Genomic DNA, 19,676 nt, shown 5'->3' on the forward strand with positions numbered 1-19,676 from the left:
CATTACTCCTTGGTTTGGCCCAATTGGGCGGGGGGAACGGGGTTGGCGGCCGGGAGCATGTCAGCGGCCCAGGCGAGGCCGCGATGGCGCAGCCAGGCGGCCGCAAAGCCTGCTGTCCCATGCGCTTCAGTCAGTTCGGCAATCGCCAGCTGGTCTGTCTTCGATGAGGTGGCGGTGTAGGCGAGCGCGACTTCGCCCAGTCCGAGCTCGAACAACCGGTTGCCGCGCGCCGACTGGCAGTAATAGTCGCGCTTGGGAGTGGCCCGGGCGACGATCTCGATCTGCCGGTCGTTGAGACCGAAGCGGCGATAGATGCTCAAGATTTGCGGCTCGACCGCGCGCTCATTGGGCAGGAAGATGCGGGTCGGGCAGCTTTCGATGATGGCGGGCGCGATCGCACTGGTCTCGATGTCGGCAAGGCTCTGGGTCGCAAACACCACGCTCGCGTTCTTCTTGCGCAGGGTCTTCAGCCACTCGCGCAGCTGAGCGGCGAAGGCCGGACTGTCGAGCACCAGCCAGCCTTCGTCGATGATGAACATCGTCGGCGAGCCGTCGAGCCGTCCCTCGATGCGGTGGAACAGGTAGGAGAGCACGGCAGGCGCTGCTGCGGAGCCAGTCAGCCCCTCGGTCTCGAACGCCTGGAAGCTGGCTACGCCTAGATGTTCAATCTCGGCATCGAGCAACCGCCCGAACGGTCCGCCGATGCAGTAGGGCGCCAGCGCCTGCTTCAATGCCTGCGACTGGAGCAACACGGCAAGTCCCGTCAGCGTTCGCTCACCCACCGGCGCGGTTGAAAGCGAAGACAGCGCCGACCACAGGTGTTCCTTGGAGGCGGGATCGACGGTCACGCCCTCAGAGGTCAGGATCGCCTGCAGCCATTCGGCGGCCCAATTGCGTTCGGCAGGTTCATTGATCCGCGCCAGCGGTTGCAACAGCACCGCGCCAGCGCTGTCTTCGGAAAGGCCAGAACCGGTCAGAGAATTGCCGAGATCCTGCCAGTCGCCGCCGCAAGCGAGCGCAGCGGCACGGATCGAGCCACCGAAATCGAAGGCGAAGACTTGAGCGCGATTGTAGCGGCGGAACTGCAGGGCCATCAGCGCCAGCAGCACCGACTTGCCCGCTCCGGTCGGTCCGACGATCAGCGTATGGCCGACGTCACCGACATGAAGCGAAAACCGGAACGGGGTCGAGCCTTCGGTCCGCGCATAGAAGAGCGGGGGTGCGGCAAAGTGTTCGTCCCGTTCCGGCCCCGCCCACACGGCTGAGAGGGGAATCATGTGGGCCAAGTTGAGCGTGGAGATGGGCGGGGTGCGGACATTGGCGTAGACATGGCCGGGAAGCGAACCGAGCCAGGCTTCGACCGCGTTCATGCCCTCGACTACACACGTGAAATCGCGGCCCTGGATGACCTTCTCGACCAGACGCAGCTTTTCCGCCGCGAGCGCGGGATCCTCGTCCCACACGGTGACTGTGGCGGTGACATAGGCCTGGCCGACATGGTCGGCGCCAAGTTCCTGAAGCGCGGCATCGGCATCGGCGGCCTTGTTCGAGGCATCGCTGTCGAGCAGCGTCGATGCCTCATTGGTCATCACTTCCTTGAGGATAGCGGCGACCGACTTCCTCTTGGCGAACCATTGCCGCCGGATCTTGGCCGTCAGCTTGGTCGCATCGGTCTTGTCGAGCATCACCGCGCGGGTTGACCAGCGATAGGCGAAAGCGAGCCGGTTAAGTTCGTCGAGCAGCCCCGGGAAGGTCGAACTGGGGAATCCCACCACCGTGAGCGTCCGCAGATGGGCGCGACCGAGGCGCGGCTCGAGCCCACCCGTGAGCGGTTCGTCGGCCAGCAGCGCGTCGAGGTGCATCGGGGTTTCGGGAACGCGAACGCGGTGGCTGCGCGTTGAGATGCAGCTGTGCAGGTAGGTCAGCGTCTCGCTGTCATCGAGCCAGGAAACTTCGGGCACGAAGCCTTCGACCAGCCGCAACAGCCGGTCTGTGCGATCAATGAAGAGGTCGAGCAGTTCCTTCGGGTTGATGCCCTTTTCGGCCTTGCCTTCGTAGAGCCAGCTTTCAGCGCGCGCGGCGTCCTCGGCAGGGGGCATCCACAGCAGCGTCAGGAAATAGCCACTCTCAAAATGCGCTCCTTCTTCGGCGAACTGCGCCGCGCGCTCACGCTCGACCAGCGCAGATGCCGGATCGGGAAAATCGCTAGCGGGATAGTCCTGCGCCGGCCGGCGCACCGCTTCGACGAAGATGGCCCAGCCCGAACCGAGCCGCCGCAGCGCGCTGTTGAGCCGCGCGGTGGTGGCGATCAGTTCGGCGGGCGTTGCGCTGTCGAGATCGGGACCGCGAAAGCGGGCCGAGCGCTGGAAGCTGCCGTCCTTGTTGAGCACGACGCCGGGTGCGACCAGCGCCGCCCAGGGTAGGAAGTCTGCAAGCCGGTCGGCCTTGTTTCGGTATTCGCGAAGCGAAAGCATGGCCTCAGACCCTCAAAAGGCAAGGAAAGCGCAGATGCCGCCGTGCGACATCGACGAACTGGGGATCGCGCCGTGCCGCCCAGACCGACACCAAGTGGCCGAGAGCGAAGATCACCACGCCGGCGATCCATAGGCGCAGCCCCAGCCCGATCGCGGCGGCCAGCGTCGCATTGGCGATCGCGAGCCCGCGCGGTGCGCCGCCGAGCAAGATATGCTCGGTCAGCGCGCGGTGGACGGGGACGACAAAGCCCGGCACGGCCTCGGGTGGTGTTCCGTCCATCAGACCAGCGCCCCGCCGCCGAACGAGAAGAACGACAGGAAGAAGGACGAGGCAGCAAAGGCGATCGACAGGCCGAACACGATCTGGATCATCCGCCGCGCGCCGCCTGACGTGTCGCCGAAGGCGAGCGCAAGGCCGGTGGCGATGATGATCATGACCGCGACGATCTTGGCGACCGGCCCCTGGATCGATTCAAGGATCGACTGAAGCGGCGCTTCCCACGGCATCGACGAGCCCGCCGCATGGGCAGGCGTGGCGACGGAAAGGGCAACGAAGCCGCCGAGCATGGCGGCGGACAGGCGTGCACGGGCGCGAGTAAGTGTCTGGATCACGAGATAACTCCTTTGGTTTGGGGGGTGATGGGAAGGATGCGGTAGTCGCCTCGATCATCGAGCCCGGTGACTTGAGCGAGTTCGGCCAGCCGCCTGCCGGTGCCGTCGCGGACCAGCACGGCGATGACATTGATGGTCTCGGCGATGAGCGCGCGCGGTACCGTGACCACGCTCTCCTGGATCAGCTGTTCCATGCGCCGCAGCGTGCCGAGCGCGGAACCGGCATGGATCGTCCCGACACCACCCGGATGGCCGGTACCCCAGGCCTTCAAGAGGTCGAGCGCTTCAGCGCCGCGCACCTCGCCGATGGGAATGCGATCAGGCCGCAGCCGCAGTGCGGAGCGAACCAGGTCGGATAAGGTCGCAACGCCGTCCTTGGTGCGCAGCGAAACGAGGTTGGGCGCGGCGCATTGCAGCTCGCGCGTGTCCTCGATCAAAACCACCCGGTCGTCGGTCTTGGCGACCTCAGCAAGCAGCGCGTTGGTGAGCGTCGTTTTGCCGGTCGATGTGCCGCCAGCGACCAGGATGTTCTTGCGGGCAGCAACGGCGTCAATCAGCGCCTCGGCCTGCCACCCAGTCATGATCTCCGCTGCGACATAATCCGCGAGCGTGAACACCGCGACGGCAGGCTTGCGGATCGCAAAGCTCGGCGCGGCTACGACCGGAGGCAGAAGCCCCTCGAACCGCTCTCCCGTATCGGGAAGCTCCGCCGATACCCGCGGTGCCTTGGCATGAACCTCCGCCCCGACATGGTGCGCAACTAACCGGATGATCCGCTCGCCATCGGCAGCGGACATTCCGCTCCCCGTATCGGCAATGCCGGCTCCCAGCCGATCGATCCACAGCCGACCATCAGGATTGAGCATGACCTCGATGACCGAAGCGTCTTCAAGCCATGCAGCGATCTCGGGCCCGAGGGCTGTGCGCAACATGCGCGCGCCGCGCGACGATGCTTGCGATTTGATCGGGATGACGCTCATGAATTGCCTCGCTAGGGGCGCACCGATTATTGGTTGCGCTTACGAGGCAGAGCAAAGAGGCATCAATTTAGCTGAAAGCAACAGCTTGTTGCGGTCTGCGTAGCCTGGCGAAAAGCAAGAAAGTCACGGCGTCCTGCGAATGAACGACAGCTGTCTGCCGAGTCGTACCGTGGCGATTTCACAAAGATTGACGAAGTGCCGCCGCCACTCCTGACGATCGAGCTCCATTTTTTGCAGATTCCTCTTGAATGTCTGAATATCAGACATTATGTGGTCCTCATGTAGGAAAATACGTGAGGCAGAGATGGCGACGATTGCCCCTCCGGCACCAGCAACCACAGCATTTCCGAAAAATGATGTGATGAAGGCTTTGATCGATGAACTTCTCGAAGTGGCTCGAACTGAAGCGCAGCTGCGCGGAATCCCGTTCCCGCAGGATCAAGGCGGTGCGCTAACGATGTCGGTTCCACTGGATTCCTTATCGGTGGTGGACACGCTCTGCGTCGTTGAGCCGTTCGTTGGCTTCGAATTGCGCGAAAGTTTGGTCTGCACAGGGGGCTACAATTCCATCAACGAGGCCCTTGGACATCTTATGCCTCGTATCGAGAGGGCCTGGGTGAAGAAGAAGCTGAAGGGAGCCAAACCATGAACCACGCGGCGATCGATCAAGGCGTCGATGACGAAACCGCCCGACGGCGGTTGGGCGACCGGCTGCGTGACGCGCGCAAGTATCTTGGACTCAAGCAGGATGAAGTAGCAAGCTATCTCAAGATCCCGCGCACTGCGCTTACGGATATAGAGAATGGACAACGCAAGGTAGAAGCGATCGAGTTGACGCGCCTTGCAAAACTCTATCGTCAATCGGCGGCGTATTTCACGGGCGAGGACGAAGCGTCGGCCAGCCTGCCGGCGGATGTCGCACACCTCGCGCGGCGCGTTGCTGACCTCTCGGCCGATGATCGCGCGGAGTTGGGCCGGTTTGCGGAGTATCTGCGATCGCGCTCCACAGGCGGACAGGTCTGAATCATGGCGCTGGACTATGAGAGTGCTGTACGGACAGGCGCTATGACTGCTGGACGTCTTCATCGCAGGTTGGGGACGCAGGCCATCATCGAACGACATGGCGGCAGTGTCGATGTATTCGGCACGATCCATTCGCTTGGCCTGCCGCTTCTTCTGCGTCCGCTCAAGGGCCTGCTCGGTGCCTATTTGAGTTCCCCCGCACCCGGCGTTCTGGTGACGACTGAACGGCCAATGAGTATCCAACGATTCACCGCCGCCCATGAGTTGGGGCATTTCGCAATGGAGCACGAACCAAGTCTTGATGATGAGAGCATTCTGCGGCGGATGCCGATGAGTCCGGAACCCGGCAGCAAATTTGAGGAAACCGAGGCCGACGCGTTCGCGATCGCCTTCATGATGCCAAAATGGTTGATTGCACAGCACTGTGCTCGTCAGAGTTGGACCACAGCCGATTTGTGCCGTCCAAATATCGTATATCAGCTCTCTTTGCGCATCGGCGCCAGCTACGAGGCGACTTGTCGGACGCTGGTGCGTTACAATCTTATCTCGACAACGATTATGCGCGACCTGCTCCAAACAAAGCCGCGCAGCCTGAAAGTTGATTTACTGTATGATTATAAGCCGGCCGACTATCGGGGCGACGTTTGGCTGCTGACCGAGAAGGATGAAGGAGTGCGGCTCGACGGGAGCCGGAACGACCTGTTCGTGCTCAAGCTGACTGAGCATAGCGGAGGCGGCTATCTGTGGGATCTCGAAAAGTTGATTGCCAGCGGGTTCGCGGTGGTGAGGGATGAGCGCGAGGCGCTCGATGCGGAGGCGATCGGCGGTCCCGTGGTGCGCCGGGTCACGGCAGCACCGGAAGCCGCACAGCGCGGGCGGATGTCGCTCAACGAACGCCGCCCTTGGCAATCGACAAGTGCAAATTCGAGCTTGACCATCGATTATGACCTAACGGGCCCGGAACAAGAAGGCCTCTCTCGCGCCGAACGGCGCCATCTGCTTGAGGCCGCTTGACGCAACATGATTGATATCGTGACCGATCTTCGGCCGCTGCTCGGCACAGCGCGCGATCAGGGAGCACGGCCAACCTGTTTAGCGTTCGCGGCAAGTGATGCCCATGCAGCGCTCAGGGACGGCTGGTGTCCGCTGTCCTGCGAGTACATATTCTTTCATGCACATAAACGAACAGGCACACCGCCTAATCGAGGTGCGAGCCTTGCGGCAATGCTAGATACCCTGCGCCTCGACGGCCAGCCTGCCGAAAGTGACTGGCCTTATCTCGATGCTGTACCATTCGATTTGTCGCAGTGGGTGCCGCCAATCGACGTTGGTCAGTGTTTTGGGCGTCACGGGACTAATGGCTCCAATCTCATTCCGCCAATCCAGGCGACATTGGACAGCGGCAAGCCAGTACTGCTCCTGACGATGTTATCACACTCATTCTATACCCCCGGGATCGAGGGAGTCATTGATCCCGCCAATGATGAGAAACCCGATCCCGCGTTAAGGCACGCCATCGTAGCAGTCGGTCATGGGACCGTTGGCGGGCAGACTGCTATCCTAGTTCGCAACAGCTGGGGCGCCAGCTGGGGGGCGTATGGCCATGCGTGGCTCACCGAGAAATTCTTGACGCCGCGCCTGTTTGGGACGGCCATTCTGACGGAGGACATCGATGTATCTTCCCGTGCCGCCGCAGCCTGATTGTGTCTCGGCCTGGCGAGAGGCTGTGCGCCTTGTTAATGCGAGGCCGGGCCATCACGATCACAACGTCGTGATAGATGTCGCAAACCCGCTGGCACGAGCTGATCTTTCCGATCCGGTTGTCGCGCTGGTCGACACCTTTTTCGGCAATCATGACACAAAACGAGTCGAGACGGTCGCTAACACCATATTCCCGGCGGCCCTTTATCGTCGATACGGTTCACCTGCTCTTTTTGAACGATTTCGGGATAAGGTTCTGCCGAAGGTTCGGTCGCCTGGAAAGAAAAGCTGGTCAGGCTACTACTTCGAGCGGATGATGCAGCTTCCGCAGCCCGATGGTGAACCGATCAACCAGTTGATGGAGATCATCGGGCGGTTGAAGGATCCGAGCGTGCGCGCGCTTAACAAGTTTGAGCTCAGCGTGTTTGATCCGGCCCGCGATGTTGATGGATCACCCTATGGCGGCCAGTGTCTAAGCTTTGCGAGCTTCAAGCTTATCGGCGATGGTGACGAGCGGAGGCTGACCCTAACCGCAATGTACCGCAACCATTACTATATCGAGAAACTGCTCGGCAATCTGATCGGCCTTGGTCGCCTGCTGCAGTTTGTGGCCCAAGAATCAGGGATTGCAGTGGGGTCGCTCACGATTCTGTCGACGCACGCAACAGTTGATGTGAAGAATGGCAAATGGAACCGCCGTGACATCGACGCGCTTCTGGCGAGCTGTGATCAGGCGAATACCTTGGCGGTTGCCGCATAACGTGAACCGAGCGGAAGTTCTGGCGACGAAGTAGGTTCGTTATTGATCCCATACAGGTGATACATTCCATCGATGAATTCGCGTTGCCCGCCATAGCTGGGATGACGGATCGCTGTGATTGGAATGTTGAGGCCTTCAAGTGCCATATGCGCGTCACGGCCGATAGCGACAATGCGCTTGGGCTGGATCATCGACAAGAGAGACTGCAACAGCGGCCAGGTCGCTTCACGTTCGGCGCGGGTGTGACAACGATTGGACATCGGGTCACCACATTCGTGCGGGTGAAAGGGGAAGACGTTCCAAAGCATCACAGGCTTGCCGATCCGATTGAGAACCTGCCAGACAATGGCGGCAGTCCGTTCGGCAACGGCCGGGCCGTCGGTGGCCCGTTCGAGCGCGATTCCACCCATCAATGCTGAGGCTTGGGTGAGATGGATTTCGTCTGTCATCGGCACCCCTGTCCGGCGACCCCCGCGGTAGCCGAGATCACGAGCGATCCAGATTGTTTCGACCCGGACATCGAGCGCAGCGGTCAGGACGCTTTCGAGATTGGCGCGGCGGCGTGCGGCGGCGTCCCGACGATCATGAAGCAGACAGCGATCCCGCCAGGGGTTGAAAACCGACGGGAGATCGGCGGCCGCCAATGCCGAAACGAAATTCTTTGGGGTCATTGCGGCAACTCCTTGATGCGCAGGCGGCGGTGCGCGAAATCGATCCCGATTCGCCCGCGCCGGTTTTTCTGGAGGAAACGAAAGGCAGCATAACCCTGGAGAATTGCCTCTTCCCAGAGCCAAAGCGGACAGCGGTCAGCCTCGTATCCGGCGACAAATTGGCGGACATGCTTCAGCATGTCCAGCGGAAGTCCGCCTCGTTTAACCCCTTCAAAGAAATTGAGCTGCTGCGCTTGCCCGAATAGCCAGGAGGTTACGCCTTCCTCGATGAGAATCGCCCGCGCACCATCTTCGGCGTCATCGAGCTTGGGATCGCTCTTGCGCTTGCGGCGAAGCAGGGCCCGGATAACCGGTGACCAGCCCAGGACAGCGACATAGGCGTAATGAAAGACATCGTGAAAACGATAGTCATCGGGCTCGAGCGCATTGTCGGTCAGTCGGTCACCGACATACACTCCTTGCGAACGCTGGAACACATAGACCTGACCCCGGACTGTCCTCTCGTAAACATCGATCACCATTTTACGCGGAAGCTGCTCTTCAGCGTCCTTGTCGTCATCGCTTGGGGCTGGATAGACGCGTTCGCGCGGCCAGCGGTCGAAGATCTTCTGTAGGTTCTTGAATGCTGCGATCTCAAGCGTCACACCTGAATCATTCGCAGCTCGAATGAGGCAGCGCATGATCGTGACTAGACGGGCAGCTATTTCCGCCTTGTGGCGGTTCGAAGTGCCTCCCTCGACCTGACGAGCAAGTAGTCCGACTTCGCCGGCAAGCGCGAGCAGGCTGTGTTCGAAGGCCGGCGTTGGCTCTCGAGACTGCGGCATGTGCTCTGGCTGCAAGGCGTGTAGCGTTAGCGCTGTGTTGCCGCCGACGGAAAATGTTGCGCCTGCCGTTTGAGCGGCTGCGGCGATGTCGCTGAGTGCCAGTTGATGGCGGCGCGCGATGGCTGCCAGATACCAGAGAACGTCACCAATTTCTTCGGTGACTGCCGGCGCGTAACCAAGATAAGATGCGGCATCGCGCTGCTTTTTCTTGGCTTCGGCAAGAAGGCTGCCCGTTTCACCAAACAGGCCAAGCATCGTGAACCCAACCGTGCCGGGACCTTTGCGCTGGTCGGTGCGTGCAGCTTCCTGCGCATATCGGTCGACAGTGAGGCTGGCGAAATCGTCGATCATGAGCTTCGCTTTCGCCGATCTGTGATTGCGCCCTCCGGGACGACCACGCCGTAGGCGGCGAGCGCGCGCAAAACGACCATGCGGATTGGCTCGCGGGTATCGAGGGCGCGCTGGCCGAGGTCTCGCTTTGTGGCGAGCGGCACCTGAACCTGAAGATGGTCATCGCCGTTTTCGGATTGGTCCGGAGTTAATCTCATTAAATCATGAAAACATAGTTTCATGAAAATTGGAAGTCTTTTGATATGCGGTTGCGGTTTAGAGAGTCAGCCGCCTAGTCGCTCGGAACCTTCTAGCCTTCGGGCCAGAGCTTGAACAAAGCCCTCGTACCGTTCCTTCCCCTGCGCCTGAACAGCGGCATGCCCGCTGTCAGGAAGGGGAGGATTGGCGGTCAACCAGAACCGGACGAACAGGGCCAGGGCTTCGGTTGTGATCTCGGTCTGCTCATCAAGCCGGCCAAGGTGCCGGTCGATGCGATCGAGACGGCGGCTGAGTGCGGCTTCTAACTGTTCGGAATTGTCCGGAGACATGAATGACCGCAATGCGGCCTCAACAATGTCGGGCTGTCCAACCCGCTTTCGCAGTGCAAACTCGGCGAGTTGGTCGATCACGTCAGGCGGCAGCCGAAAGGTTCGTTTGATTTTCACATGTCGATCCCGTCACCCAAGTCGAGCGAAGCCTGCCGGGCACTGCGTTCCATCGTGCGGCGGATGCGCTCGCTGGCGGCAGCAGCCTGGTCAACATCGGCGCTGTCAGCGTCAGGAAATTCGAACTCGGACGATGGCGCTTTTGGCCTAGCGATGACCTCAACATGCTCGGGTAATTCCGGTTCGCGCCGCAATCCGCCATTCGCCGAATCGAGCTTGCGCCGATGCTGTTCTGCCAAGTCAGGGTCGGGCTCGACTGGTGGCAGAGTGCCCCAGTCATCTGTTGGCGCGGTGCAATGCCTTTGACCACAGTTGGCCGGTGCTTTGATAACGCGAGCCTGCAATCGCCGGTCGGCATAGTATCTTGCCTTCTTCGCCTTGATTGGCGGCGCGCCAGACATGAGTACAACCTCGTCGGTCTTGGGCAGCTGCAGGATCTCGCCGGGGGTTAAAAGCGCGCGCGCCGTTTCGGAGCGCGAGATCATAAGATGGCCAAGCCAAGGTGACAGCCGATGCCCGGCATAGTTCTTCATCGAGCGTTGCTCGGTGGTCGTACCCAAGGATTCCGAGACGCGCTTCGCGGTGCGCTCGTCGTTGGTCGCGAAGGCCACGCGGACATGGCAATTGTCGAGAATGGCGTTGTTCTGTCCATAGGCGCGCTCGATCTGATTGAGTGACTGGGCAATCAGGAAGGCCTTGAGGCCGTAGCCAGCCATGAACGCCAGCGCGCTCTCGAAGAAGTCGAGACGCCCCAAAGCTGGAAACTCGTCGAGCATCAACAGCACGCGCTGACGTTTGGTGGCTGGGTCAAATTCCTCGGTCAGTCGGCGTCCGATCTGGTTGAGGATCAGCCGGATCAGCGGCTTGGTCCGGCTGATGTCGGATGGCGGCACGACCAGGTAGAGCGAGGCGGGACGGCCACAGACGAGATCGGCAATCCGCCAATCGGAATGGCTGGTAACCTTGGCGATCACCGGGTCGCGATAGAGGCCAAGGAACGACATGGCGGTCGACAGCACACCCGACCTTTCATTGTCGGACTTGTTGAGCAATTCACGCGCCGCGCTGGCGACGACAGGATGCGGACCGGCATCGCCCAGATGCGGCGTGTCCATCATCGCATAGAGCGTGTTCTCAATGGTCTCGTCGGGATTGGAGAGAAAGGCCGCAACGCCAGCGAGCGATTTATCGCATCCGGCATAGAGAACATGAAGGATCGCGCCGACCAACAGCGCATGACTGGTCTTCTCCCAGTGATTGCGCTTTTCGAGGCTACCCTCGGGATCGACCAGGATATCAGCGATGTTCTGAACATCGCGCACTTCATTGATGCCGCGGCGCACCTCGAGCAGCGGATTGTAAGCAGCGGATTCGAGGCTGGTCGGATCGAAGCGTAGCGTCCGGCTGAAAGTGCTGCGGAACCCGGCGGTGATATCCCAGTTCTCGCCCTTGATATCGTGGACGATTGCCGTGCCCGGCCAAGTGAGTAGACTGGGAATGACGAGGCCAACGCCTTTGCCCGAACGGGTCGGGGCGAAGCAGAGCACATGTTCAGCGCCGTCGTGGCGCAGATAATTGTTCTGGAACTGGCCAAGCACCACGCCGGTGTCAGCCAGAAGTCCAGCCTTGCGGATATCGTCGCGTGTCGCCCAGCGCGCCGTGCCGTAGGTATTGGCATTGCGGTTCTCGCGGCCGCGCCAGACCGACATGGCGATGGCGACCACGATAGCGACGAACCCGCCTGAGGTTGCAATCACCCCACCCTTGTCGAAGATCTGCGGTGCATAGGCATCAAAGGAGAACCACCACCAGAACAGGTCATAGGGCCGGTAGACCGGGTAGCCGAAGAGTGAGAACCAGGGTGCGCCGAGTTCAGGCTGGAAGCCGAGCGCTGATGCAGTCCACTGGGTAGCCGCCCAGACGCTTGCCAGGATGATGACGAAGATGGCCAGGACCTGGCCCCAGAGGATCTTTGCTGCGGACATTGTGATCCCATCAGATGCAAGCCGCCGGTTGCGCAAGGACTTGACTTTCATCGTCGCATTCTGGCGAACTCTAACTTGCAGTGGCGGATTTTGGGTGGATAGGCGAATGATGGCTTTTCAAAGGTAGATTTAAGTAGTGAACCGTTCTGCAGGTTTAGTCGGCTGCAAAATGGCGGTCTGCGACTAAGCGAGGTTGAGTCCACTCGGAATCTTTTCTAGCGAAGATCAGGTAGTTCTGCGCGCGGAGATGATCATGAGGACTGGCGGCTGCCGTTGCGGCAAAATCAAATTTCTTGTTGAGGGTGAACCACTCGGCGGCGTGGCATGCCACTGCCGTGATTGCCAGTATATGGCAGGGGGATCGGCGAACTTGACGTGGATTTTCAACGATGCTGGCTTCAAACTGACAGATGGTGAACCATCAGTATACTTGGCGAAGCCAACCAGTGGGGGAACTTATTTTTGCAGCCAGTGCGGCGTTCAGGTGTTCTCTAGGCCTGACAGCAATACGACGATGGTCGCTATCAAAGTCGGTGCTTTCGACGATGCAGTTGGCTTCAAGGTTCAAGCTGATATGTGGATGTCAGCTGCTCCGCCTTGGCATGCCGCTCATGAAGGCGCGGCGCAATTCAAAGGCAACATTCCCAGCGATTGCTGACTGTAGGATTGACCGCAATGTCGTCGGGAGCGGACAATCTAGATTTCAATCCCGCGCGAGCGGCCAAGGGTCCACTCGATCCCACCGCCCGATCGTGCGTTCCCGCTCACATATTGCCCCAGATGCCGGTCCAGCTGCTTCGACCAAGGAACGAGCGCGAAGCCAAGACCATCGTCGATCATCGCAAAACGGCCCGAGGCGAGTTGGATGCGTTGGCGATAGACGCCTGACACATCACTGTTCGGGCGTCCCTGACAATAGGGCAGATTATGTTTGCGCGCGAGGGAAGCGCCTGCTTCGGCAAGGTCGCGCTCGCGCAGTGTGCCGAGCAGACCCCGCGACAGTACGAAGCGGTCGCCGTGCCGATGGGCTAGCCCTTCGCTTTCCAGATACTCGAGGCGGCGTGCCTTGGCCGCTTCGATTTCGCTGCCAAAGCCTGCGCCAAGCGTCAGCGGTTCAGAGGCGATCAACTGCTTGTCCAGCCAGGTCGATCCACGGCTGCGCTCCTGACCTGCAAGGTCGAGATCGGAATGGGTCCAGAGCGAGGATTGTTCACTGCCGCGTCGGTCGGTCCAGATGCGAAGCTCGACGATACTGCCGGACGCGGCATCGCCCGTCATGTCGATATCGGAGAATTTGAGATGATGGACGCGGCCATCGGCGCCATCAACCACGGCATAGGCCTGACCGGTAAGCTCATTGTACAGGCCGCGCTCGACCAGTCGCCCGATGACGGGTTCGGGATCAGTTTCGTCATACATTGCGAAGCGACCGGGTTCGGCGGCGAGACCGTGCTCGGCCATGGCCCGATGCATCGTCTTGATGATGTCACCCCGGGTGCCAAGATCGCGCAGTGACTGTTCAAGCCCCGGCTTCAACCGCCAGCATCCAGGGGAAATTTTGTCTGCCAGCCCCATGCGTTCGAGCTTGGTGGCCCGCCCTATGAGATGCTGGTTCGCCCGGTTGGCAATGCGGTGCGGGTCGGGCCGCAGGTCGATTACGCCGCCAAGCTCGTCGCCGATCGCGCGTAGGCGGCGGTCGAGGCTGGTCCAGCGGTCAGCCTGGACTTCCAGGCTCAAGGTCCGGTCGATGTCCCGTTCGGTGCGGACGCCCAACTCCAGTGTCACCCGCTGCTCGGCACGGGCGCGCATCCCCTCGCTGATGTAGCTGCGGTCGATCACGAGATCGCGGCCATCATCGGCGCGCCCACGCACCAGAATATGAATGTGCGGATTGTCGGTGTTCCAGTGATCGACCGCGACCCAGTCGAGATCGGTGCCGAGGTCCTTTTCCATATCGGCCATCAGTTCGCGGGTGAAGGTCCGGACATCGGCAAGTTCGGCTGCGTCTTCTGGAGAGACGATGAACCGGAAGTGATGCCGATCATCGGCACAGCGCTCGGCAAAAGCACCACCGCCGATGTGACCGTCGCCAGTACCGAACAGTTCGGCGTCCTTCCCGTCTCGAGTGACGCCATCGCGCTTGAGATAGGTCAGGTGCTGCGCGATCGGCGCGGCGGTGAAGCGCGATCCGCTATGTCGCACGATCCGCGCTTTGACGGCGACCCGCCGCTGGCTGGCGCGCGAGCTTGCGCGCAGACTGGCGATACGTCCTCTCGCATGGCGACCAGTCCCGCGCCGGGATCCGGAATCACTTGCCCAGCCACCATGGCCTGACCGGTTGGCGAGAGCGCGAAGCTGGGCTTTGAGCGTGCGCTCCTTGCTCTGTCCAGCGCTGCGATCACGGATGCGCCCCGGCCTGATCTCGAAATCATCGTCGTTCATGGCTGCGAGGGCAAATGATTGGCGGCTGGCTCATTGCGTGGCGGAAATGCGCCGATTTCCCGAAAGGGAGCCAGCCGGGGGGTAAGGCGGCTGGCTCTGTAACCTGAGCAATTCTGCGGCCCCACACCCCAGCGGCTGGCTCCGCTTTTATCTTGCCATCCTCCTGAACCTTCCTCTCCTGCAGCCGACCTTCCGCACAATCCTGCGCCAAACCACGCCGTGACACGCCAGAAGGACAAACGGTCAATCACTGCGGACGGCTCCCCGAAACGGGTGCGAAGAGGCCGTTCTGGGGCGCAGACGAAGCGCGAATGGATGTCGGCGGCACGGCGGCGGCGAAGCTGCCGGTTGCGTCCGCCGCTGCACCTCCGCGCACTGCGAAAAGCTGGCCCTGTGTCCAGGATGGGCGAGCCGGTTGCACAGGCGATGTGCTGGCAACGACTGTTGCCGCGCTGCCTGTTTGCAGCATCGGTGCAATCTTGGCGACATAGGCGCGGGTTTCGGCAGGGAGTGGGCGACCACGATCCCGCCAGTCCTGGTAGCGGCCCGGCCCCGCGTTGTAGGCAGCGAGGAAGCCGGAGGCACCATAGCTGTCATACATTTCGCGAAGGTAGCTTGTGCCCGCGATGATGTTGTCGCGCGGATCGAACGGGTCAGCTCCCAGGGCGAACCGGGTGCGCTGGCGCGCCCAGGTTCCGGGCATAAGTTGCATTAGTCCGATCGCTCCTGCTGACGAGACCGCACCGACCCGGCCTGCACTTTCGGTACGCATTACGGCATAGATCCAGTCCTCAGGGATGCCGAAGCGCTGCGACGCCTCGGCGACGTGCGGAGCAATGTCGATGGCGTGCGGCTGCGCCTGTTCGGCAGCGGCCTGCCCGAAGGCGGGCGCGGTACCGAACAGGGCCGCTGCGAGGAACGCTGCTAAGCTCAAGCGAATCAAGCGCATCGACTCAATCCGCCTTGTCGTGCCGGGACGGGCGCGACCAGACCAGGACGTGACCGGTGCCGTCGTCGTGGAACAAATTGGCCCGCAGAGGCTGGACGAATGCAGGGTCGTCGATTTGGAGCGCGACATAGTCGCCAGCCTTCTCGCCGGTGCGCTTCCAACCTGCACCGATCTCACGCGCCTCGTCGCCGTCGCCAGCAACCACCCGGTAATCGGGCGCGTTCTCGTTGTTGGAGGGTTCGGTGGGGAGCAGCACCACGCCGATGTCGAGCGTCAGCGTCGTGATGTGTCCGGCCAGGCCGCCTTCGGCGGTCACAAAATATCCAATCTTCATCGTTCAGTCTCCTTCGGTTGTTGAACTGGTGGGTTGGTTCGAATGGGGATCGGCGAACCAGACATGGTCGCCATTGCCTGCTTCATCGGTCCAAATCGGTGTCGCGCGGCCGATGACTTGCGTGATGCGCAGCACGCCGAAATAGCGCCCGTCGAAGCTGTCGGGTGCAGCTGGGTTCATCACGAACAGCTCGCCATTGCGCAGCACATGGCAGCCTGCCCAGACGGGCAGCGGGCGACCGAGACGGTCGCGCGCGCGCGCCGCGCCGACATATTGGCCGTCAATGGTGATGCCATGCGCGAAGCGGCAGATGCGCTGGCCGCGCACAGCAGCGATGCGCTTTATCAGCGGCACACCCGTTGGGAGATAATGCCGTTCAGCGAGCAAGCGGCGCAGTTCGGGCGGCGGTTCGATGGCGACGCGTTCGCCGACTTGCAGGCTTGCCCTGCCTCGGACGGCGTAAAGCCCGGTCGGCAACGAAGCCGTCGCGTTCCACACCGCATAACGCGAGACCGGAACGGTCAACGTCGCGAGTGTAGCGGCGACAACGACGCCAGCAAGGAAGAGGTTGCGCCGGGTCATGGCAACAGCGCCTTGCGCTGGAGCCAGGCGCGATGGCGAGCGGGGCTGTAGTCGCGGGGCACTTGGCGACCCGCCATTCGATTGTGGATGTGCCGCCAATGATCGGGCGCGACATCGCACGGGTCGATGCCCACCGCCTCGATCGCATCGATCAAGCGGAAGACCTGCGCGACTTTCGGCCAGCCATGAACGCTGAGCAGCAGTTCACCGCCCGGATCGACCTGCGGCACGGGTGTGCAAGGTTCGTGTCCATCGACGGCACGAACGATGTCGAGCGCTGAACGGACGGTGCCATAATCATTGGAAGCCCAGCGCACCAAGCCGAACACCTGGCCCGCCGCATAGCTTTCGATGCGCTCACTGCGGCTGACAACCCGGCCCGTTACTGGCTTGCCGAACTTGAGCCAGTCCTCGCGTTCACCCTTGCGCCAGAACAACGTGACATGAGTCACCTGCGGTCCATCGCTTACCCTCGTTTCGGCAGGCCTGTGCGGCGGTGCTTCGCCATCCGTCCACAGCGCCGAGTCCGTTAGCAAGAATCCGAAGGATTCTTTGTTAGCTAAGTTAAGGGCAAAATTCGGCGCAGTTTTCTGCGGATTTGAAGGCCATTTCGGTTCTCGATAGTCCGAACTTTCGGTTCCTGATCGTCCGAGTTTGGCGGTTCCTGATAGTCCGTGTTGCATCACAACATATCCACAGGCTGAAGTCCGACGCGCCGTATGGCCGCGTCGAACGGATCGGCAGGGATCGAAACAAAGTTCAGCCGTTCACGGCCCAGCGCATGTTCGATGGCGAGCTGGTATCCGGGCAGCGCCTGGCGCCGCACGATATCGCGCAGCTCGAACGCGAAGCGTTTGGGCGGCGAGAGTGCGCCGGACTTCATGTGAAGGTGCTGGAAGTCGAAACTCCAGCCACCCTTCTGCTTGCCGCCGTGCTTGCGCACCAGACGGTAAAGCCAGCGCTCCAGCCCGCCAGTCAGTGCGAAATAGGCAGGATCGATGGTCAACACGAGTGCTTGGTCGATCACGCCCTCGTAGAACCAGTCGGGGACGATCATCTCGATCCCGAGCGCGCGGCCCGAGCCGTCGAGGCGTTCTTTCCATTCATTGATCCAGCTGAAGCGGTGCCGCCGCCGCGCGTCGCGCTGGCGGATCGAGGTCGCGATCGTGGTCGATTGCAGCCGGTCAAGCCCGGCCTTCAGCCGCTCATAGCTCGCCTTGCCAGTGCCGCGGCGTGTGAAGGCCAGGATCTCATGCGGTGTGGCAGCGATCAACCGCGATGTCGGGCGGCCCATATCGCGCGCCTCGACGATCTGGCTCGCGACCCAGATGAGAACGTCAGCGTCCCAGATGGTCGCCATGCCATGCTCTGCCGTCGCCTCGACCAAGATCGAGACCTCGCCCATCCGGAAGTCGATCGGGCGCACGCGCTTCGACTTGGCGAGGCTGAAGAATGGCCAGGCCATCAGATCCTGCGCGTCGCGCGTAGCGATATCGCCACCAGCGCCGACGAACAATTCAAGCTGCTGGGCAGAAACCGGAAAGGGGGAGGTTCGGCGCACGAGATCGCTCAGCGCCGAACCGGGGGCGTATAGCCGTCGAGCCGTTTGGCAGGGTGGACCACGCCTTTGCCGGGGTCACTGGTCGAACGGCGCAGGCCCTGTTCGGCCCAGGCGTCGAGGTCGGTGAGCGAGTAGACGATGCGCCCGCCAAGCTTGCGGTAAACAGGCCCGGTCCCGAAACAGCGGTGCTTTTCGAGCGTGCGCGCGGACAAGCCCAGATGCACAGCAGCATCGGGCGTCCGCAAGAAGCGGGCTATAACGGGAGTGGGTCTGGCATCCATCGGCTTGCTCCGCTGAGGTTCGAGCACAGCGGCGGGCTGCCGCTGGTTGCGGAGATCAATGGCGAAGCTTGAACGCTGGGAGGGAGTGACAGATTTGGGGGTGCTGAAATTGTCACCCCTTGGTGCGGGTCATTCGTGCCGGAGCAACTTGCGGTATCCGCCGTCCACCATGCCGCGCGCTTCGGCGATCAGCCGGAGCACGTGCCGCCTTTCGCCCGATCCCTTCCATATCGCCCCGACAAGCGGGCGCTGGCCCCGAAAGACAAGGCCAAAGGCGAGGTCGCGCGAGGAGGCACCAGCCTCCAGCGCATCGTGGACTCGCAGGAGCTGGATATGGCGCGCACGTTGGTAAGCGGAAGGCATGGATATCCGATCGGGCATAAGACGGTCGCCGTGTGTCGCCCGATCAAAGCGGGCCGCAGCGGCAAGTCGGATGGCTGTACTTTGATCATGGAGAATAATCAGACATTCGGGGCACATGGATGGCACGGGGCGCAGGCAAAGGCGAAGCCGAGCAATTCCCTGTGCGATGACCATGTGGTGTTCGCTATTGGAAATTGCTTCCGCCAGTGACTCACAGTCGGACGGAAGTGATACTGCTGCCTCTATATCGGCGGTTGCCAACACAACGACGTCGGGCGCTTCTGCTGGGGACCACAGGGCTGGTGCTGTTCTGGGATCGGATTCGGGCGCAGTGGGGAAAGCAAAGGCCCCACCGCCCGGCCAGGCCCTCCCGCTCTATCAGCTCAACGTCGGGGCGTGCAGCGACACGTGCTTCGGTTTCTGCATAGTCGCTGCGGTAGTCAGGATTGCGCTGCAGATACTCCTGCGCAAAATCCGCATAGTCATGATGTCGATACTGATCAGCGGTCGATGGTGACCGCCATGACGAACCATCGGACATAAAGACCCCTGCAATGCACAGGCGAAAAGGCCAAGCCTCAAGTCTTTGTTCATCAAGGATAAGCCGCAAGTAACCAATGGTGCGGGATATTGTGCGCGAGTCTGTAGTAAAAACTCACAATCGATTACGGTCTTGTCCGAGCTATTCGTTCTCGAATCAGTGTTTTCGCGACATTTCAAGTAGATGGCGATAGCCTCGTGTCGTCATCCAGCGCGCGCGTTCAAGATGGCTGTGATGCACCAAGCGCGCGCGATCGGGCTCTTCGACAGCGTTGAGCTCGAAGATGATTTGAGCGGCTTCGCGCCAGTCAGCCCCTTCGTCGTCAGCATCAAGTAACCGTAAATACGTGACAAAATGGCGTTCGTCATAAGCCGTGATACGAACATCGGCTGGTGGGCGGTCCTCAAATGGCGGTGTCGTCATGGGACGAGCCTTCGTTTCGACTCGTTTTGCATGCCGTTACACATAGCACGAGGTTCCTCCGATTTGGAGAAATCTTGGCTTATCCGATTGCTCGCACGACGATGTTCGGCATTTGGCATAAGTGGGAGTCGTCTCGAGATTAAGACTGACGGTCAGTGTGGCTACTTACCGCGTA

At 61.2% G+C, this 19,676-nt stretch carries 24 protein-coding genes; 6 read left to right on the forward strand and 18 right to left on the reverse strand.

Annotated elements, in window-relative coordinates; genetic code table 11:
• Positions 1 to 2 precede the first annotated feature (2 nt).
• The 4 genes from trbE to trbB are packed head-to-tail and all read right to left on the reverse strand — an operon-like array spanning position 3 to position 4,066.
• On the reverse strand, positions 3 to 2,474 hold the full coding sequence (trbE, locus tag SX1_RS03065) for a conjugal transfer protein TrbE (protein ID WP_019051863.1): 2,472 nt from the start codon (positions 2,472 to 2,474) through the stop codon (positions 3 to 5).
• A 4-nt stretch (positions 2,475 to 2,478) separates the two neighbouring features.
• Positions 2,479 to 2,754: a VirB3 family type IV secretion system protein gene (locus SX1_RS03070; protein WP_019051864.1), complete on the reverse strand. Its 276-nt coding sequence runs from the start codon at positions 2,752 to 2,754 to the stop codon at positions 2,479 to 2,481.
• Complete coding sequence (locus SX1_RS03075; protein WP_442196396.1) at positions 2,754 to 3,083, reverse strand: TrbC/VirB2 family type IV secretion system protein; 330 nt, start codon at positions 3,081 to 3,083, stop codon at positions 2,754 to 2,756. The genes SX1_RS03070 and SX1_RS03075 overlap by 1 nt, the downstream gene beginning before the upstream one ends.
• Complete coding sequence (trbB, locus tag SX1_RS03080) at positions 3,083 to 4,066, reverse strand: P-type conjugative transfer ATPase TrbB (RefSeq protein ID WP_019051866.1); 984 nt, start codon at positions 4,064 to 4,066, stop codon at positions 3,083 to 3,085. The genes SX1_RS03075 and trbB overlap by 1 nt, the downstream gene beginning before the upstream one ends.
• 304 nt (positions 4,067 to 4,370) lie before the next feature.
• On the opposite strand from trbB, the gene SX1_RS03090 reads away from it, so the two are divergent.
• From SX1_RS03090 to SX1_RS03110, 5 genes are read left to right on the forward strand one after another with little or no spacing between them, the layout of a single operon-like run.
• Entirely contained in the window at positions 4,371 to 4,715 is a 345-nt protein-coding gene (locus tag SX1_RS03090; protein WP_026149450.1) for a hypothetical protein, read from the forward strand.
• Entirely contained in the window at positions 4,712 to 5,089 is a 378-nt protein-coding gene (locus SX1_RS03095) for a helix-turn-helix domain-containing protein (RefSeq protein WP_019051868.1), read from the forward strand. The genes SX1_RS03090 and SX1_RS03095 overlap by 4 nt, the downstream gene beginning before the upstream one ends.
• 3 nt (positions 5,090 to 5,092) lie before the next feature.
• Positions 5,093 to 6,103 carry an ImmA/IrrE family metallo-endopeptidase gene (locus SX1_RS22355; RefSeq protein WP_026149451.1) on the forward strand — a complete coding sequence of 337 codons (1,011 nt, stop codon included), beginning with the start codon at positions 5,093 to 5,095 and terminating at the stop codon, positions 6,101 to 6,103.
• 6 nt (positions 6,104 to 6,109) lie between these two features.
• Entirely contained in the window at positions 6,110 to 6,790 is a 681-nt protein-coding gene (locus tag SX1_RS03105; RefSeq protein ID WP_026149452.1) for a C1 family peptidase, read from the forward strand.
• On the forward strand, positions 6,762 to 7,550 hold the full coding sequence (locus SX1_RS03110) for a thymidylate synthase family protein (RefSeq protein ID WP_026149453.1): 789 nt from the start codon (positions 6,762 to 6,764) through the stop codon (positions 7,548 to 7,550). Before SX1_RS03105 ends, SX1_RS03110 begins: the two co-directional genes overlap by 29 nt.
• Here the strand turns inward: SX1_RS03110 and SX1_RS03115 are convergent.
• From SX1_RS03115 to SX1_RS03135, 4 genes are all read right to left on the reverse strand, one after another.
• Entirely contained in the window at positions 7,520 to 8,221 is a 702-nt protein-coding gene (locus tag SX1_RS03115; RefSeq protein WP_019051872.1) for a uracil-DNA glycosylase, read from the reverse strand. The two genes, SX1_RS03110 and SX1_RS03115, sit on opposite strands and share 31 nt — an antisense overlap.
• On the reverse strand, positions 8,218 to 9,396 hold the full coding sequence (locus tag SX1_RS03120) for a nucleoside triphosphate pyrophosphohydrolase family protein (RefSeq protein WP_019051873.1): 1,179 nt from the start codon (positions 9,394 to 9,396) through the stop codon (positions 8,218 to 8,220). Before SX1_RS03120 ends, SX1_RS03115 begins: the two co-directional genes overlap by 4 nt.
• 263 nt (positions 9,397 to 9,659) lie before the next feature.
• A complete protein-coding gene (locus SX1_RS03130; protein ID WP_019051875.1) occupies positions 9,660 to 10,040 on the reverse strand; it encodes a hypothetical protein in 381 nt (126 codons plus the stop codon).
• Positions 10,037 to 12,025, reverse strand: coding sequence for a conjugal transfer protein TraG (locus SX1_RS03135; protein WP_026149454.1), 1,989 nt, complete (start codon positions 12,023 to 12,025; stop codon positions 10,037 to 10,039). Before SX1_RS03135 ends, SX1_RS03130 begins: the two co-directional genes overlap by 4 nt.
• Positions 12,026 to 12,278: 253 nt before the next feature.
• On the opposite strand from SX1_RS03135, the gene SX1_RS23690 reads away from it, so the two are divergent.
• On the forward strand, positions 12,279 to 12,683 hold the full coding sequence (locus SX1_RS23690) for a GFA family protein (RefSeq protein ID WP_157410091.1): 405 nt from the start codon (positions 12,279 to 12,281) through the stop codon (positions 12,681 to 12,683).
• Between the two features lie 38 nt (positions 12,684 to 12,721).
• Here the strand turns inward: SX1_RS23690 and SX1_RS03145 are convergent, their stop codons facing one another.
• From SX1_RS03145 to SX1_RS23705, 10 genes are all read right to left on the reverse strand, one after another.
• Complete coding sequence (locus tag SX1_RS03145) at positions 12,722 to 14,467, reverse strand: relaxase/mobilization nuclease domain-containing protein (RefSeq protein WP_019051878.1); 1,746 nt, start codon at positions 14,465 to 14,467, stop codon at positions 12,722 to 12,724.
• Between the two features lie 247 nt (positions 14,468 to 14,714).
• Positions 14,715 to 15,416: a lytic transglycosylase domain-containing protein gene (locus tag SX1_RS03150; protein WP_019051879.1), complete on the reverse strand. Its 702-nt coding sequence runs from the start codon at positions 15,414 to 15,416 to the stop codon at positions 14,715 to 14,717.
• Positions 15,417 to 15,420: 4 nt separating this feature from the next.
• Positions 15,421 to 15,750: a DUF736 domain-containing protein gene (locus SX1_RS03155; protein ID WP_019051880.1), complete on the reverse strand. Its 330-nt coding sequence runs from the start codon at positions 15,748 to 15,750 to the stop codon at positions 15,421 to 15,423.
• Between the two features lie 3 nt (positions 15,751 to 15,753).
• On the reverse strand, positions 15,754 to 16,332 hold the full coding sequence (locus tag SX1_RS03160) for a S26 family signal peptidase (protein ID WP_019051881.1): 579 nt from the start codon (positions 16,330 to 16,332) through the stop codon (positions 15,754 to 15,756).
• The gene (locus tag SX1_RS03165) at positions 16,329 to 16,784 is read right to left on the reverse strand and encodes a DUF2840 domain-containing protein (protein WP_043145205.1); all 456 of its coding nucleotides are present in this window, start codon (positions 16,782 to 16,784) and stop codon (positions 16,329 to 16,331) included. The genes SX1_RS03160 and SX1_RS03165 overlap by 4 nt, the downstream gene beginning before the upstream one ends.
• Before the next feature lie 230 nt (positions 16,785 to 17,014).
• The gene (locus tag SX1_RS03170; RefSeq protein WP_370670728.1) at positions 17,015 to 17,797 is read right to left on the reverse strand and encodes a replication initiator protein A; all 783 of its coding nucleotides are present in this window, start codon (positions 17,795 to 17,797) and stop codon (positions 17,015 to 17,017) included.
• 104 nt (positions 17,798 to 17,901) lie between these two features.
• Positions 17,902 to 18,174 (reverse strand): helix-turn-helix transcriptional regulator, encoded by a 273-nt coding sequence (locus SX1_RS03175; protein ID WP_026149456.1) that lies wholly within the window; start codon positions 18,172 to 18,174, stop codon positions 17,902 to 17,904.
• Between the two features lie 129 nt (positions 18,175 to 18,303).
• Positions 18,304 to 18,711 (reverse strand): DUF2285 domain-containing protein, encoded by a 408-nt coding sequence (locus SX1_RS23695; RefSeq protein ID WP_081609922.1) that lies wholly within the window; start codon positions 18,709 to 18,711, stop codon positions 18,304 to 18,306.
• A gap of 37 nt (positions 18,712 to 18,748) precedes the next feature.
• Positions 18,749 to 19,078 carry a transcriptional regulator domain-containing protein gene (locus tag SX1_RS24745; protein ID WP_255209689.1) on the reverse strand — a complete coding sequence of 110 codons (330 nt, stop codon included), beginning with the start codon at positions 19,076 to 19,078 and terminating at the stop codon, positions 18,749 to 18,751.
• Positions 19,079 to 19,234: 156 nt separating this feature from the next.
• Positions 19,235 to 19,501 (reverse strand): DNA -binding domain-containing protein, encoded by a 267-nt coding sequence (locus SX1_RS23705; RefSeq protein ID WP_081609923.1) that lies wholly within the window; start codon positions 19,499 to 19,501, stop codon positions 19,235 to 19,237.
• Positions 19,502 to 19,676 lie beyond the last annotated feature (175 nt).

Source organism: Sphingobium xenophagum NBRC 107872 (genome assembly GCF_000367345.1).
In the GTDB taxonomy this organism is placed as follows: Bacteria; Pseudomonadota; Alphaproteobacteria; order Sphingomonadales; family Sphingomonadaceae; genus Sphingobium; species Sphingobium xenophagum.

What these genes read in the sequence shown, in the direction of transcription:
- SX1_RS24745 (WP_255209689.1), bottom strand. Translation starts at nt 19,078, where the DNA reads ATGTCCGATGGTTCGTCATGGCGGTCACCATCGACCGCTGATCAGTAT.
- SX1_RS03170 (WP_370670728.1), bottom strand. Translation starts at nt 17,797, where the DNA reads ATGGCCTGGCCATTCTTCAGCCTCGCCAAGTCGAAGCGCGTGCGCCCG.
- SX1_RS23690 (WP_157410091.1), top strand. Translation starts at nt 12,279, where the DNA reads ATGAGGACTGGCGGCTGCCGTTGCGGCAAAATCAAATTTCTTGTTGAG.
- trbB (WP_019051866.1), bottom strand. Translation starts at nt 4,066, where the DNA reads ATGAGCGTCATCCCGATCAAATCGCAAGCATCGTCGCGCGGCGCGCGC.
- SX1_RS03090 (WP_026149450.1), top strand. Translation starts at nt 4,371, where the DNA reads ATGGCGACGATTGCCCCTCCGGCACCAGCAACCACAGCATTTCCGAAA.
- SX1_RS03150 (WP_019051879.1), bottom strand. Translation starts at nt 15,416, where the DNA reads ATGCGCTTGATTCGCTTGAGCTTAGCAGCGTTCCTCGCAGCGGCCCTG.
- SX1_RS03105 (WP_026149452.1), top strand. Translation starts at nt 6,110, where the DNA reads ATGATTGATATCGTGACCGATCTTCGGCCGCTGCTCGGCACAGCGCGC.
- SX1_RS03135 (WP_026149454.1), bottom strand. Translation starts at nt 12,025, where the DNA reads ATGTCCGCAGCAAAGATCCTCTGGGGCCAGGTCCTGGCCATCTTCGTC.
- SX1_RS03160 (WP_019051881.1), bottom strand. Translation starts at nt 16,332, where the DNA reads ATGACCCGGCGCAACCTCTTCCTTGCTGGCGTCGTTGTCGCCGCTACA.
- SX1_RS03095 (WP_019051868.1), top strand. Translation starts at nt 4,712, where the DNA reads ATGAACCACGCGGCGATCGATCAAGGCGTCGATGACGAAACCGCCCGA.
- SX1_RS23695 (WP_081609922.1), bottom strand. Translation starts at nt 18,711, where the DNA reads ATGGTCATCGCACAGGGAATTGCTCGGCTTCGCCTTTGCCTGCGCCCC.
- SX1_RS03115 (WP_019051872.1), bottom strand. Translation starts at nt 8,221, where the DNA reads ATGACCCCAAAGAATTTCGTTTCGGCATTGGCGGCCGCCGATCTCCCG.
- SX1_RS22355 (WP_026149451.1), top strand. Translation starts at nt 5,093, where the DNA reads ATGGCGCTGGACTATGAGAGTGCTGTACGGACAGGCGCTATGACTGCT.
- SX1_RS03070 (WP_019051864.1), bottom strand. Translation starts at nt 2,754, where the DNA reads ATGGACGGAACACCACCCGAGGCCGTGCCGGGCTTTGTCGTCCCCGTC.
- SX1_RS23705 (WP_081609923.1), bottom strand. Translation starts at nt 19,501, where the DNA reads ATGACGACACCGCCATTTGAGGACCGCCCACCAGCCGATGTTCGTATC.
- SX1_RS03175 (WP_026149456.1), bottom strand. Translation starts at nt 18,174, where the DNA reads ATGGATGCCAGACCCACTCCCGTTATAGCCCGCTTCTTGCGGACGCCC.
- trbE (WP_019051863.1), bottom strand. Translation starts at nt 2,474, where the DNA reads ATGCTTTCGCTTCGCGAATACCGAAACAAGGCCGACCGGCTTGCAGAC.
- SX1_RS03155 (WP_019051880.1), bottom strand. Translation starts at nt 15,750, where the DNA reads ATGAAGATTGGATATTTTGTGACCGCCGAAGGCGGCCTGGCCGGACAC.
- SX1_RS03110 (WP_026149453.1), top strand. Translation starts at nt 6,762, where the DNA reads ATGTATCTTCCCGTGCCGCCGCAGCCTGATTGTGTCTCGGCCTGGCGA.
- SX1_RS03145 (WP_019051878.1), bottom strand. Translation starts at nt 14,467, where the DNA reads ATGAACGACGATGATTTCGAGATCAGGCCGGGGCGCATCCGTGATCGC.
- SX1_RS03120 (WP_019051873.1), bottom strand. Translation starts at nt 9,396, where the DNA reads ATGATCGACGATTTCGCCAGCCTCACTGTCGACCGATATGCGCAGGAA.